Below are 13,612 nucleotides of genomic sequence, written 5' to 3'. Positions count from 1 at the left end.
GGGGATCGAGCGGTTGGACAGTGGTGGCACCGGAGCGCTGACGGAGCGCTTCCGGGGTGGAATCAGCATGGCCGGACGCGACGGCCTCGAGATGCTGTCGGGGATGTGTCGCTTCAGTTCGGATGATCCCAGTTCCTTTGCGGCCTCGATGATCTCGGTGGACCTGGGGTCCATCAGGGTGAACCGGATGTGCTCGACCGCCGTCCTCGGTGTCCGGGGGGCCGGTCAGCTCGGGGACGTCATGTCCGGCTACGTCGCCGTCGCCTGTGTGCGGTCGGGTTCCGTTGTGGTGGAACAGAATCAGGTGATTCACCGCGCAGGTCCCGGCGATGCGGTGTGCGTCGACTTCGGGTGTTCCCTGTTCCTCGACATCGCCGACGGCAGTGACCTGGCCTTCGTCTACCTCCCGCGGTCCGTCGTGTTGTCCCGGTCCGTCGATCGGCACCGGATCGCCGGAGCGGTGCTGACGGACTCCCCGACCGTGGCGGCTCTCGCGGGAGTGCTGGAACCGTTGACCACCAGTCGGGCTCGGGTGGAGCAGGTCTCGCTGATCGCGCACGCGGTCACGGACCTCGCTCTGGCGGTGCTGAGGGCGGCGCACCCGTCCGACGCCCGACCCGATGACGGTGCCACGGACCTGCGGTCCCGGGTGTACGAGTTCATCGAGCGGAACTTCACCGATCCGACGCTCACGGTCGAACGGGTCGCCGCCGGCGTCAATGTCAGCAGTCGCTACCTGCACAAACTGATGGAGTCGGAGGTCCAGTCGGTCTACGGAGTGATCCGCAGGAGGCGGGTGCGGTGCGGAGTCGACCTGCTCGCCGACCCGGCGCTGGCGGGACTGTCGATCGGGCAGATCGCGCGCCGCAGCGGGTTTTCCGGCCTGAGTCAGTTCGGCCGCGCGGTGCGCGACCTCACCGGTGAGACACCGCGGGAGGTGCGTCGGCGGGCCGCGGCGGGTCCGTGACGCCACCCTCGACGTCGAGGCGGGGCAACGCCCGGTGCAGCCAGGGCGGCAGCCACCAGTTGGCCCGTCCGAGGAGCGCCATCGTGGCAGGCACCAGCACCATCCGCACCACGGTCGCGTCGATCAGCACGGCCACCGCCAATCCGACACCCATCATCTTCACCGTGATGTCCCCGTCGAGTGCGAACCCGGTGAACACCGCGATCATGATGGCGGCGGCGCAGGTGATGACCCGGCCGGTGGATGCCAGACCCCGGACCACGGAGCCGTGGGGGTCACCGGTGCGCAGCCAGAACTCCCGGACCCGTGAGAGCAGGAACACCTCGTAGTCCATCGATAGGCCGAACAGGATCGTGAACATCAGGATCGGTACCCAACTCGACACCGGTACCGGTCCGGGAAGGCCGAGAATGCCTGCACCCCAACCCCACTGGAACACCATGACCATCACGCCATAGGCGGCGGCCACCGAGAGCAGGTTCATCGCCGCCGCCTTCACCGCGACCACCGGTGCCCGGAACACCACCGTGAGCAACACCACCGACAACGCGACCACCACGGCGACCACCAGCCACAGGCGCTCGGCGAGCCGCTGGGAGATGTCCGCGAACAGGGCGGTCAGTCCGGTGACGTGGGTGCCCTCCGGCAGCTGCGCACGTAGCCGCTCCAGCGTGTCGGCGGTCGCGGGGTCCGGTGGCGCGGTGGTCGGTTCCACCCGCAGCACCGCCGCGGTGCCCGCGGCGTTCGACACGGGACCGTCGACCCGCGCGACGCCCGGGTCCGCCCGCAGCACGGCGGCCACGGCGGCCGGGTCCGCACCGCGGTCGAGATCCAACGCCACCAGCAGCGGGCCGTTGGCGCCGGGGCCGAACTCGCTCGCCACCAGGTCGTGGGCGACCCGGACGGTGCTGGTGGGCGGTTGGCTGCCCGCGTCCTGGGGCCAGGTCCGCATCTGCAGGACCGGCGCCGCCAGCGCCAGGAGCACCAGCAGCGCGCCGAGGGCCCACGGCCACGGCCTGCTTCCCACCCGGTGCGCCCAGCGCGCGGTCGCGGTGCCCGAGTCGTCCCGGCGCGTTCGCGTCCGGCCGAGCACCCGATGTCCGGCCAGCCCGCACAGGGCCGGGACCAACGTCACCGCGGCCAGCATCACCGCGCCGACCGTGAGGAACGTCGCGTACCCGAACGACGAGTACACCGGAAGCCCGGCCAGCCGGAGACCGAACAGCGACACCAGCACCGTCGACCCGGCGAACAGCACCGACACCCCGGCGGTCCCGTTCGCGTGCCCGGCCGCCCGCCGCGGCGTCAACCCGTCCCGCAGGCCGTCCGCGAACCGGGTCACCAGCAGGAGGGCGTAGTCGATGCCGACACCGATCCCGACCATCGTCGCGATCGTCGGAGCGGTGGTGCCCACGTCGGTGAACCCGGCCAGGGCCGTGATCAGCGCGCCGCCGACCCCGACCCCGATCAGTGCCACCGCCAGTGGCAGGCCGGCCGCCACCACCGAGCCGAACGCGAACACCAGGATCAGCAGCGCGATCCCGATGCCGATGGACTCCGCCGTCCCGGACGGCGCCGACTGATTTTCGTGGACCTGGCCCCCGAACTCGACCTGCAGGCCCGCGGCACGGGTGTCCCCGGCGGCGGCCTCGAGCGCGCCGGTGCCCTCGCCACCTGCGAAGTCGGTGACCGGCACCGTGTACCGCACGTCGAGGATCGCCGTGTCCCCGCCTGCCGACAGTCGCGGCGGCGCCACGACACCGACCCCGGGCAGGGCGGACAGCCGCGCACCCAGCGCGGACAGGTCGGCGGTCGGGACCGCGCCGTCCGGGGAGTGCACGACCACCCGGGCGTCGGCCCCGGACATCTCCGGGAACCGGTCGGAGAGCAGGTGACTGCCCGGGGTGGAGGCCAGCCCCTCGATGTCGTAGTCGTCGTGCGGGTCATCGCCGACCGTGGCGGCGAGCGTCACGGCGATCGCGAGGACCGCCAGCCAGGCCGACACGACGCGCCAGGGGTGCGCGGCGGCCGCGGATCCGATTCGACTCAGGAAGGTGCTCATGGCACCACCGTCGCGCCGGTCGCTAGTGAACGACTTGCAGCCTGCTGCGGGCGGCCTCGATCCACTGCGGGCACCCGCACCGCTCGGCGAGTTCGAGCGCCGCGGTCAGGTGGGTGCCGGCGGCCTCGGGGCGGTCCAGCAGCAGCGCGAGGTCGGCGAGCACGGTGTCCACCGGTCCGAGCGCGAACGAACCGGTGTCGGCGCCGCCGATCTGGCCGGAATACGCCGACAGCGCCGGATACAGGTCGGCGGCCTCGTCCCGGGATCCCAGCGCGGCCACCGCCACGCCCCGCAGGGTGAGCAGCAGTCCGTGGAAGAAGTCGGACCGCACCGGCCGCATGCCCACCCGCAGCGGGGGCGCGCTGCCTGCCTTCCCGTTGGCGACGAGCGCGAGGGTCAGCGGGTCGATCAGCATGTCCGGTGCCGCGGTGTCGAGCGATTCCAGCAGCACCTCGAACTCGCCGGTCCGGCCCTGCGTCACCCGCAGCGAGAGCAGCGCCATCAGCAGGATGCCGTCGGCATCGAATCCGCCGTGTCCCAGGAACTCCCGGTGTGCGCGCAGATAGCGGGACTCGGCGCCGTCGAGGTCGCCGGTCGCGTGCGCGAGCATGCCGTGCACCATCGCGTTGGTGGCCTGCGCCTGCCGCCACCGATACCGGTCGGCGAGCGCCTCGTTGTGCCGCAGATGCTCGCGCGCGGGGTCCAGATCGCCACGGGCACAGAGCATCTGCAGAGTGTTGTAGTGACCGATCAGCGCGAAGACCGCGAGATCGTCGTCGCTGCCGATCGCGATCAGTTCCGCGGCGATCGCGGCCCGCATCGCCGCCGGATACGCGCCGTGCCGCAGGGCCAGTCGTGCGTTCAGCGCAAGGCCGAGCAGATGCGGGTCGCCGAGACGGCGGGCCAGTGACTCGGCCTCGACCCCGGCCACCTCGGTGCGCGCATCGTCCTCGCCGTACACCTCGTCGACGAGGATCACCAGGAGCCGGCAGCGTTGCTCGTCCGTGAGCGCGGGCAGTTCCAACGCCCGCTCGATCGCCGTCACGACCCGCAGGTCCACCAGCCCGTAGGGGCGGTTGATCCACGGTGTCGGACTGTCCCAGGCCGTGAGGGCAAGGACCGCGAGGTCGGGCCGCGCGGCGGACTCCGCGGCCGTCAGGGCACGGTCGCGGGCGTCGCGGGCCGGTTGCGCCGCCCCCGCCGCGAGGTGGCTGCGGCCGAGCCTGGCCAGCGCCTCGACGCGTTCGTCCACGTCCCCTCCGCCCGGCAGGCGGTCCATTGCGGCGAGCGCCTGCTCGTAGTGCGCGGCCGCCGCGTCGTGGGCGAAGCGCGCCTCTGCCTGACGGGCGGCCTCGAGTGCGTGGTTCGCGGCCCGGCGCGCGGTGCTCGCCGACAACGCGGCTCCGAAGTGATGGGCCAGCGCCGGCGCGTCGTGCGGATGCACCTGCTCGATGGCCTCGGCGACCCGCAGGTGCCAGCGGGCCCGGCGAACCTGGGCCAGATCGCCGAACAGGGTGTCCCGGACGAGGGCGTGGGTGAACCGCACGGTCATCGCGTCCGGCTCGTCGAGCAGTCCTGCGACCACACCCGCCTCGACGGCTTCGAGGGTTGCCTCCTCGTCGAGTTCCACGGCCCGCAGCAGCACCTCGACGTCCGCCTGCCTGCCGATCACCGCGATCAGCCGCAGCACCGCGACCGTCACCTCCGGCAGCCGGGCAAACCGCCTGCGCAGCACGTCGCGGACCCCCGCGGGCACCTCCGAGGTTGCGACGAGTCCGCCCTCACTGCCCAGCAGTCGGGCACTTTCGCGCAGGTAGAAGGGATTTCCGCCGGTGCGTTCGGTGAGCGCCGCGACGGTCGCATCGTCGGCGTCGACCCCGGCGACCTCCCGTACCAGGGCCGCGGCGTCCACCGCCCCGAGACCGCCGAGCCGGATCCGTTCCGGCGTCAGCGGGGCGAGCACCGCGAGCGCCTCCTCGAGTGCCGGGGTCACCTCGTCCGGACGGTACGCGGCGACGAGCAGCAGCGGCACGGACTCCGCGACCCGGGTCAGCAGGGTGAGAGTCTCGGTGTCGGCGCGGTGAAGGTCGTCGAGGAACACCGCCAGCGGTCGCGCCCGCCGCGCGAGATCGAGGTAGTCGGTGACGGCGCGGTGCAGCAGGAACCGGCCGTGCGCCGAGGAGGCGGCCTCGTCGGCGGCCATCCGCGCGTCGTCGAGCAGCGGTGCGAGGGCGGCGGCCAGGGGCCCGGGGTCGACCTCGGGTACGAGGGCACGCAGGATCTCGACCCACGCCCAGGCCGGCGGGGCGCCCTCGGCTTCGGGGCAGCGTCCCACCAGGACCAGGCTGTCGTCGAGCGCCGCCCGAAGGCGCAGCAGCAACTCGGTCTTGCCGCCGCCCGCCTCACCCGAGACGAGGGCGACACGGGCCCGGTCCGAGACCGCACGCGACGCGGCGAGCAGGGAGTCGAGTTCGTCTCGGCGGCCGACGAATCCGGGCGCGGTAGGCATCGGGGCGGGCGTGGCCGCCGCCTCCTCCGTCACCCCCACGGTCCGTTCGCGCCGCGGGCCGGGGAGCGGCAGACGCTGGGCGAGCAGGTCCGCCTCGAGTTGCTGCAACGGCTGCCCGGGGTCGAGGCCGAGTTCGTCGGCGAGGGTCCCGCGGGCACGGCGCAGCGCGGCCAGCGCGTCGGCTTGCCTGCCGCCGGCGTGCAGCGCCAATGCCAGCAGCCGCCAGCCCTCCTCGCGCAACGGATGCGTACGGGTCAGCGCGCCGGCCTCGGCCGCGGCCGCCGCTGCGTCACCGGTGTCGAGCATCGCCGCGGCGAGCCGTTGGTGCGCCACCAGCCGCAGCTCCTCGAGCCGCGCGACCTCCGGCGCGGCCCAGTCGTGGGCCGCGAACTCGGCGTGGGCCGTCCCGCGCCACAGCGCGACCGCCTCTTCGAGCAGCCGGCGCCGATCCGGTGCGGGCGCACCGTCAGCCGCCCGCAGCAGCGACTCGAACCGCCAGGCGTCCACGTCGTCGGTCCCCAGCGTGAGGCAGTACCCCGGCGCACGGCTGACCAGGACCGCCGCCGGCGTGCGGGGCGCGCGGTCGGGTTCGAGTGCGCGACGCAGGTTCGAGACGTACGCCTGCAGGGCGCCCAGTGCCCGCGGCGGGGGTTCGCCGTGCCACAGGTCGTCGATCAGCCGGTCCACCGACACGACCGCGCCGCGGGCGATCAGCAGCAGGGTGAGCACGGCGCGCTGGCGGGGGCCGCCGAGATCGAGGACCCCGGTCCCGGTCTCCGCGTCCATCGAGCCGAGCACCCGTATGTACACCGCACAAGGGTAGGGTTGCGGGGTACTGGCGCGGTACAAGTCGGCGCCAAGAGGGCCGCAAGTGGCGCGGGTGATCGTGACGAGGTCAGCTAACCCGACCCAGGAGGACACCATGAGCACCGCCCTCACCACCGATCGCCCGGACACCGGGGACATGCTCCTCGCCCACAACATCTTCCGACGCGGGTTCGGCTCGCTGCCCGAGCTGGTGCGTGCCGTCCCTGCGGGGGACACCGTCCGCGCTCGCCGGCTGGTCGCCTTCCATGCCGAGATGTGCACCGGACTGCACCATCACCACACCGGTGAGGACGAGCTGATGTGGCCGCTCCTGCTCGACCGGGCGCCCACGGATCACGCGCTGGTGCTGCGGATGGAGGAACAGCACGAACGGATCGGGGAGCTGGTCGAGCGCAGCCGGACCCGCGCGGCCAGGTTCGAGCAGACTGCGGCCGCGGACGACGGTGAGGCACTCGCGGCCACACTCACCGCGCTGGTCGCAGTGCTCGACGAGCATCTCGCCGAGGAGGAGACCCACATCCTGCCGCTCGTCGAGCAGACCATGTCGGTGGCCGAGTGGGAGAAGCTCGGCGAACGTGGCCGCGCCGCGATCCCACGGAACCGGCAGCTCGTGTTCCTCGGCTTCATGATGCTCGGGGCGCCGCCGGAGCAGCGCACCCGACTGCTCGCGGACATGCCGCTGTCGGCCCGGCTCGCCTGGCGGCTGTTCGGGAACCGGGCCTTCGTCAAGGAGTACCGGGAGATCTTCGGCGTCGACCCGAGTTGAGTTCCCGGGCTGCAGAACGTGTGTGCACACGGGTCTTCGTGCGTGCACAGGGGAGTTCGGCGTGCAGAAGGGGTGTGCATGCCGCAGAACCCGTGTGCACCGGGGTCCTGCCGGGGCGGGTCAGCCTGCCGTCAGGTGGTCGATCAGCTCCGCCGCCGCGGCGCGCCCGCCGCGGTTTGCGCCGATGGTGCTCGCGGACGGGCCGTACCCGAGCAGGTGCACACGCGGATCGGCTGCGACCTGGGTGGCGAGCCGCCCGGTCATCGTGATCCCGCCGCCGGGCCCGCGCAGTCGCAGCGGGGCGAGATGGTCGAGGGAACTGCGAAAACCGGTGCACCACAGGATCACGTCGGCCTTCTGCTCGGTCCCGTCGGGCCACCGCACCCCGTCGGCGGTGATCTCGGAGAACATCGGCAGCCGGTCCAGTGCCCCGCGCTCGCGGGCCGCCCGCAGCGCGGGAGTGAGCGGCAGCCCGGTCACCGACACCACCGACCCCGGCGGCAGGCCGCGGCGCACCCGATCCTCCACGATCGCGACCGCGGCGCGGCCCTCGTCGCCGGTGAACGGGGTGTCGCGGAACTCCGGCGCCCGGCGGGTCACCCAGGTCGTGGTGGTGACCCGGGAGATCTCGTCGAGCAGCTGCACCGCGGAGATGCCTCCGCCGACCACCAGGACGTGCTTGCCGGCGAACTCGTCGGCGCTCTTGTAGTCGCGGGTGTGCAGCATCCGGCCGCGAAACCTCTCCGCGCCCGGGTACCGCGGCACGAAGGGCCGCTCCCAGGTGCCGGTGGCGTTGACGATGCCGCGCGCCGTCAGGGTCCCGGCGTCGGTCTCCACGGTCAGCGTGCCACTGCGATCATCCGCGGCTCCGACGCGGTGATCGCCGTGATCGCACACGACCCGGGTGTGGACGGGCCGGCGCACCGGCAGCTCGAACCGGCGTTCGTACTCGGCGTAGTACCGCGGTACCGCCTCGGCGGCCTCGACCTGCTCGGGAGCGGACGCGTCGAGTACGTCCGAGAAGGGCATGCCGGGCAGGTCGTGGACCCGATTGACGGTGCTCAGGGTCAGTGACGGCCAGCGGAACTGCCAGGCGCCACCCGGCCCGGGGGCATGGTCGAGGATCACGAACCGGATGCCCGCGTCGGCTCCGAGCTTGCGCAGGTAGTAGCCGGCGGACAGCCCCGACTGGCCCGCGCCGATCACCGCGACATCCACGGACTCGAGCATGCTGGCAACCTCCCAGGTCAAAACGGTACGGTCACCATCATGATCGGGACCAGCCGGGACGGCGACGTGGTGACCCTGGAGTTGCAGCGCGAGGAACGACGGAACGCGCTCAACACCGAACTGTGCGTGCTGCTGCGGGACGCCGTCGACGAGGCGGTCGGCGACGGCGCGCGGGTGATCGTGCTGACCGGCCAGGGCAGCGCGTTCTGCGCGGGCGCCGACCTGTCCGGCGACGTGTACGCGGACGGTTTCACCGACACGCTCCTGGAGATGCTGCACACCGTCGACTCGGCGCCGATCCCAGTGATCGCCGCGATCAACGGTCCCGCCGTCGGCGCGGGCACCCAGTTGGCGCTCGCGTCCGATCTGCGGGTGGTCGCGCCGGATGCGTTCTTCGCGGTGCCGGCCGTGAAGCTCGGCATCTCCGTGGATTCGTGGACCGTCCGGCGCCTGGTGTCCCTCGTCGGTGGTGGACCGGCCCGGACCGTCCTGCTCGGCGCGGAACAGATCGGTGCCGACGACGCCTACAACTTCGGTCTGGCGAACAAGATCGGCGACCTGACGGTCGCGCAGGACTGGGCCAAGCGGATCTCCGCGCTGGCGCCGCTGTCGCTGCGGCACCTCAAGCTCGTGCTCAATGACGATGGCACCCAGGACGAACCGACACCGGAGCAGCTCGAGGCGCTGCACGCCGCGTGGTCGAGCGAGGACATGCTCGAGGCGTCGCGGGCCCGGCAGGAGAAGCGCACTCCCACCTTCCGGGGGCGCTGAGGTGCGGGCGCGGGGAGCGGTCGTCGCGACGCTCGCGGCAGTCGGTGCCGCGGCGCTCGGGCGCGCGGCGTGGGGGGTCCCCGGACAGATCGGCGCCTCGGTCGCGGCGATCACACCGCGGGCGACCGGCTCGTCGCGCTACCGGGACAACCGATTTCACAACACCGACCCCGGCACCCAGATCGTCCGAGGCGACGAGTCGAGCCTGCTGTCGTCGGTGCTGACGCGACGCGGGCTCGGCCGCCCTCGTCGCCCGATCCCGCTCGCGACGCCCCTGGCCCCCGCCGAGGCCGCGGAACTCGCCGTCACCTGGTACGGCCACGCGAGCGCTCTGGTCGAGATCGACGGGTACCGGGTGCTGACCGATCCGGTGTGGAGCCAACGGGTTTCGCCGTCCACGGTGTTCGGTCCGGCCCGGTTGCACCCGACGCCGGTGGACGTCGCGGCGCTGCCGCGGGTGGACGCTGTGCTCATCTCACACGACCACTACGACCATCTCGACAAGGCCACGGTCACCGCGCTGCTGCGCACCCAGGACGCACCCTTCGTGGTGCCCAAGGGAATCGGGGCGCACCTGCGGCACTGGCGGGTGCCCGAGGAGCGGATCGTCGAACTCGACTGGGACGAGCAGACGACCGTCGGCGAGCTGGTCCTCACCTGCACCGAGGCGCGGCACTTCTCCGGGCGCGGCCTGCGGCGCAACACCACCCTGTGGTCGTCGTGGGCGGTGCGGGGGCCGAGTCACAGCGTGTTCTTCGGCGGCGACACCGGTTACACGCCGCGGTTCGCGGAGATCGGGGACCGGCACGGCCCGTTCGATCTGACGCTTCTGCCGGTCGGGGCGTACGACGAGCACTGGCCGGACGTGCACATGAACCCGGAGGAGGCGGTGCGCATGCACGCCGACCTCGGCCTCGGGGACGCAGCGGCCGGAGTACTGGTGCCGGTGCACTGGGCGACGTTCAACCTGGCGTTCCACCCGTGGGCGGAGCCGATCACCCGGCTGCTCGCCGCGGCCGAGCCGCTCGGCACCACCGTGCGGGTGCCGATGCCCGGCCAGCGAATCGACGTGCTCCGCCCGAGCACCCAACGTCACTGGTGGCTCAGGCTGGCATAACCTGACTGGCATGGCCAACGACGAGACCCGCGCTGTCGGGACCCTCCCGCCCACCGAGGTGGACGTTCGGACCGGACTGACCGCCGCCGAGGTGGCGCAGCGCCGCGCGGACGGCAGGACCAACGATGTGCCCGGTCGGGCCAGCCGCTCGGTCCGGGAGATCGTCCGGGCCAACGTGTTCACCCGGATCAACGCCATCCTCGGTGTCCTGCTGGTGATCGTGCTGGCGACCGGATCGATCATCGACGGCATGTTCGGATTGCTGATCATCGCGAACAGCGCGATCGGCATCATCCAGGAGACCCGCGCGAAGCGCACCCTCGACAAACTGGCGATCGTCAGCCAGTCGCGGCCGGTCGTCCGCCGCGACGGCACCGCCTCGGCGGTCGCGCCGAGCGACGTCGTCCTCGACGACATCATCGAACTCGGCGCCGGCGACCAGGTGGTGGTCGACGGCACGGTCGTCGAGGGGGAGCTGCTCGAAATCGACGAGTCGTTGCTGACCGGCGAGGCCGACCCGGTGCACAAGCGGCCCGGCGATCAGGTGCTCTCGGGCAGCTTCGTGGCGTCCGGCAGCGGCGCCTACCGGGCGACCAAGGTGGGCCGGGATGCCTACGCCGCCAAGCTCGCGGAGGAGGCCAGCAAGTTCACCCTGGTCCACTCGGAGCTGCGCAGCGGCGTCGACAAGATCCTCAAGGTCATCACGTACATGATGATCCCGGCGGGTGCGCTGATCATCTACAACCAGCTGTTCGTCAGCGAGCAGAACCTGGGAGAGGCCCTGAGCGGCATGGTCGCCGCGTTGGTCCCGATGGTGCCCGAGGGCCTGGTGCTGATGACGTCGCTGGCGTTCGCGGTCGGTGTCATCCGGCTCGGCCGCAGGCAGTGCCTGGTGCAGGAACTGCCTGCCATCGAGGGCCTGGCCCGGGTGGACGTGGTGTGCGCGGACAAGACCGGCACCCTCACCGAGAACGGCATGCGGCTGTCCGAACTGCGGCTGCTCACCGCCGACGAACCGGGCGGCGCGCAGGCCCGGTTGGAGAACGCGCTGGCCGCGCAGGCGGCCGACGACCCGCGGCCGAACGCGAGCGTGCAGGCGATCGCCGAGGCGTTCGACCACGACCCGGGCTGGACCCAGACCGCGGTCGCGCCGTTCTCGTCGGCGAAGAAGTGGAGCGGAAACTCTTACGGCGACAACGGGAACTGGGTGCTGGGCGCCCCCGATGTGCTGCTCGACCCCGAGTCGGAGGCGGCCCGCACCGCGGAGTCGATCGGTGCCACCGGGCTGCGGGTGCTCCTGCTCGGCGAGAGCGACCTGCCGGTGGACGACGCGGCGGCGCCCGGCCGGGTCACCCCGCGGGCGCTGGTGGTGCTCGAGCAGCGGGTCCGGCCCGACGCGGCCGACACGCTCGCGTACTTCGCCGAGCAGAAGGTCGAGGTCAAGGTCATCTCCGGCGACAACGCGGTCTCCGTCGGCGCGGTCGCCGGGTCCCTCGGGCTGCCCGGCGGGGACCGGGCCGTCGACGCCCGCGAGCTGCCGGAGGATTCTGAGGCGCTCGCCGACGTGCTCGACTCCTCGACCACGTTCGGCCGGGTGCGCCCGGACCAGAAGCGGGCGATGGTCGGGGCCCTGCAGTCGCGCGGGCACACCGTCGCGATGACCGGCGACGGCGTCAACGACGTGCTCGCGCTCAAGGACGCCGACATCGGCGTCTCGATGGGATCGGGCAGCCCCGCCACCCGAGCCGTCGCGCAGATCGTGTTGCTGGACAACAGCTTCGCCACGTTGCCCCATGTCGTCGGCGAGGGCCGCCGGGTGATCGGCAACATCGAACGGGTCTCGCAACTGTTCCTGACCAAGACGGTGTACTCGGTGTTGCTGGCGCTGCTCGTCGGCCTGTCCGGGATCGCCGCACAGCTGTTCGCCTTCGATCCGATGCCCTACCCGTTCCTGCCGCGGCACGTGACCATCGCGGCGTGGTTCACGATCGGCATCCCGGCGTTCATCCTGTCCCTCGCGCCGAACAACGAGCGGGCGCGCACCGGCTTCGTCCCCCGGGTGATGCGGTTCGCGATCCCGTCGGGGCTGGTCATCGGCATCGCCACGTTCGTGTCCTACGCCCTCGTCTACGCCGGCCCCGAGCAGACCGAGACGCAGCAGGTGCAGGCGGGCACGACGGCGCTGATCACGTTGATCATGATCGCGCTCTGGGTGCTGGCGATCGTGGCCCGCCCGTACGTGTGGTGGAAGATCGTGCTCATCGCCGGATCCGCCGCCGGGTATGTGATCTTGTTCTCGATTCCCTTCGCCCGCGAGTTCTTCAAGCTCGACCCGTCGAACGTCGCGGCGACCACCACCGCGTTCGTGTGCGGTGCGGTGGGCATCGTTCTGGTCGAAATCGGCTGGTGGGTCTCGGGACGTCTGCACGGGGAACATCGGCGGCTGTTCTCACTGCCGGAGACCCCAAGCCGGTCGGCGGACTGACTGCGCCACGCCGGGAGGATCGATGTTATGGCAAACAAATGGCACACCTGTGAAAATGGGGGAACGCGGGGGAGTGACCCCCGGCAGCTGGGTGTGTGCTCTGCGCACTGAGAGGAGACGGCATGGGCTTCGAGGACAAGGTCAAGGATCTCGTCGACAAGGGTAAGCAGCTCGTCGCCGACAACGCCGACAAGATCGAGGACGCGGTCGAGAAGGCCGGCGACTTCATCGACGAGAAGACGGGCGGCAAGTTCGCCGAGCACGTCGACAAGGTGCAGGACGCCGCCAAGAAGATCATCCCGGACAGCGACCCGGTCGACGAGGTCAAGGACGCCGCCGCGGACGCCAAGGACGCGGTGCAGGACGCTGCCGCGAATGTCAAGGACGCCGCCGAGGACGCCGCTGACAAGGTCAAGGACGCTGTCGACGGCAAGTAGCCATTCCGCACAGGAGCCGCAATGTCCGACCGCACACCCACCGCGGACCGCCGCGTGGAGCTGATGTTCGATCGGGATTGCGGCTTCTGTGTGTGGTGCGTCGGGTGGCTCGGCCGGCTGGACCGCCGCGGTCGGGTCACCGCGACACCGCTGCAGGCGCCGGGCGCGGTCGACCACTTCGGGGTCAGCCTCGATCAAGCCCTCGAGCAGGCCTGGGCGCTGGACTGGCGCGGTGAGCGGCATCACGGAGCCGGCGCCGTCAACGCCGCCCTGTCCGGGATCCTCGGCAGCCGACTTCCCTTGCACGTGTATGCGATTCCAGTCATCCGCCAGCTACAGGACGTGCTGTACCGGCTCGTCGCGCGGAACCGCCACCGGCTGCGCGGGCGGGGCGGGAGCTGCGCGCTCGGCTGACGCCGATCGACGACATGAACGGGGGC

The 13,612-nt window shown here is 71.8% G+C and carries 10 protein-coding genes; 7 read left to right on the top strand and 3 right to left on the bottom strand.

What is annotated here, in order from left to right; all coding sequences use genetic code 11:
• The first annotated feature begins 67 nt into the window (after positions 1–67).
• A complete protein-coding gene (locus tag ACWEPG_RS08150; RefSeq protein ID WP_450113376.1) occupies positions 68–967 on the top strand; it encodes an AraC family transcriptional regulator in 900 nt (299 codons plus the stop codon).
• Here the strand turns inward: ACWEPG_RS08150 and ACWEPG_RS08145 are convergent.
• Both ACWEPG_RS08145 and ACWEPG_RS08140 read right to left on the bottom strand, forming a co-directional pair.
• Entirely contained in the window at positions 915–3,029 is a 2,115-nt protein-coding gene (locus tag ACWEPG_RS08145) for an MMPL family transporter (protein WP_452594210.1), read from the bottom strand. The genes ACWEPG_RS08150 and ACWEPG_RS08145 overlap by 53 nt on opposite strands.
• Positions 3,030–3,051: 22 nt before the next feature.
• Positions 3,052–6,348 carry a BTAD domain-containing putative transcriptional regulator gene (locus tag ACWEPG_RS08140; RefSeq protein ID WP_450113374.1) on the bottom strand — a complete coding sequence of 1,099 codons (3,297 nt, stop codon included), beginning with the start codon at positions 6,346–6,348 and terminating at the stop codon, positions 3,052–3,054.
• A 112-nt stretch (positions 6,349–6,460) separates the two neighbouring features.
• On the opposite strand from ACWEPG_RS08140, the gene ACWEPG_RS08135 reads away from it, so the two are divergent.
• Positions 6,461–7,132, top strand: coding sequence for a hemerythrin domain-containing protein (locus ACWEPG_RS08135; protein WP_450113373.1), 672 nt, complete (start codon positions 6,461–6,463; stop codon positions 7,130–7,132).
• Positions 7,133–7,252: 120 nt separating this feature from the next.
• Here ACWEPG_RS08135 and ACWEPG_RS08130 read toward each other — a convergent pair whose 3' ends face one another.
• Positions 7,253–8,362, bottom strand: a complete 1,110-nt coding sequence (locus ACWEPG_RS08130) for an NAD(P)-binding domain-containing protein (protein ID WP_452594209.1) — start codon at positions 8,360–8,362, stop codon at positions 7,253–7,255.
• Between the two features lie 39 nt (positions 8,363–8,401).
• Between ACWEPG_RS08130 and ACWEPG_RS08125 the strand changes: the two genes are divergently transcribed.
• From ACWEPG_RS08125 to ACWEPG_RS08105, 5 genes are all read left to right on the top strand, one after another.
• A complete protein-coding gene (locus ACWEPG_RS08125; protein ID WP_450113371.1) occupies positions 8,402–9,133 on the top strand; it encodes an enoyl-CoA hydratase in 732 nt (243 codons plus the stop codon).
• Position 9,134: 1 nt separating this feature from the next.
• Positions 9,135–10,250 (top strand): MBL fold metallo-hydrolase, encoded by a 1,116-nt coding sequence (locus ACWEPG_RS08120; RefSeq protein WP_450132950.1) that lies wholly within the window; start codon positions 9,135–9,137, stop codon positions 10,248–10,250.
• A 10-nt stretch (positions 10,251–10,260) separates the two neighbouring features.
• Positions 10,261–12,735: a cation-translocating P-type ATPase gene (locus tag ACWEPG_RS08115; RefSeq protein WP_452594208.1), complete on the top strand. Its 2,475-nt coding sequence runs from the start codon at positions 10,261–10,263 to the stop codon at positions 12,733–12,735.
• A gap of 122 nt (positions 12,736–12,857) precedes the next feature.
• Positions 12,858–13,172 (top strand): antitoxin, encoded by a 315-nt coding sequence (locus ACWEPG_RS08110; RefSeq protein ID WP_452594207.1) that lies wholly within the window; start codon positions 12,858–12,860, stop codon positions 13,170–13,172.
• A 21-nt stretch (positions 13,173–13,193) separates the two neighbouring features.
• Positions 13,194–13,586: a thiol-disulfide oxidoreductase DCC family protein gene (locus ACWEPG_RS08105; RefSeq protein ID WP_452594206.1), complete on the top strand. Its 393-nt coding sequence runs from the start codon at positions 13,194–13,196 to the stop codon at positions 13,584–13,586.
• Positions 13,587–13,612: the final 26 nt, after the last annotated feature.

The sequence above is a fragment of the Rhodococcus sp. NPDC004095 genome (assembly GCF_053604015.1).
Note: the sequence above shows the minus strand (reverse complement) of the source record. Positions and strands in the feature narration are given on the sequence as shown.

Excerpts from the sequence above, each read along its gene's own strand:
- ACWEPG_RS08150 (WP_450113376.1), top strand. The coding sequence starts at position 68 with ATGGCCGGACGCGACGGCCTCGAGATGCTGTCGGGGATGTGTCGCTTC.
- ACWEPG_RS08145 (WP_452594210.1), bottom strand. The coding sequence starts at position 3,029 with ATGAGCACCTTCCTGAGTCGAATCGGATCCGCGGCCGCCGCGCACCCC.
- ACWEPG_RS08135 (WP_450113373.1), top strand. The coding sequence starts at position 6,461 with ATGAGCACCGCCCTCACCACCGATCGCCCGGACACCGGGGACATGCTC.
- ACWEPG_RS08130 (WP_452594209.1), bottom strand. The coding sequence starts at position 8,362 with ATGCTCGAGTCCGTGGATGTCGCGGTGATCGGCGCGGGCCAGTCGGGG.
- ACWEPG_RS08125 (WP_450113371.1), top strand. The coding sequence starts at position 8,402 with ATGATCGGGACCAGCCGGGACGGCGACGTGGTGACCCTGGAGTTGCAG.
- ACWEPG_RS08115 (WP_452594208.1), top strand. The coding sequence starts at position 10,261 with ATGGCCAACGACGAGACCCGCGCTGTCGGGACCCTCCCGCCCACCGAG.
- ACWEPG_RS08110 (WP_452594207.1), top strand. The coding sequence starts at position 12,858 with ATGGGCTTCGAGGACAAGGTCAAGGATCTCGTCGACAAGGGTAAGCAG.
- ACWEPG_RS08105 (WP_452594206.1), top strand. The coding sequence starts at position 13,194 with ATGTCCGACCGCACACCCACCGCGGACCGCCGCGTGGAGCTGATGTTC.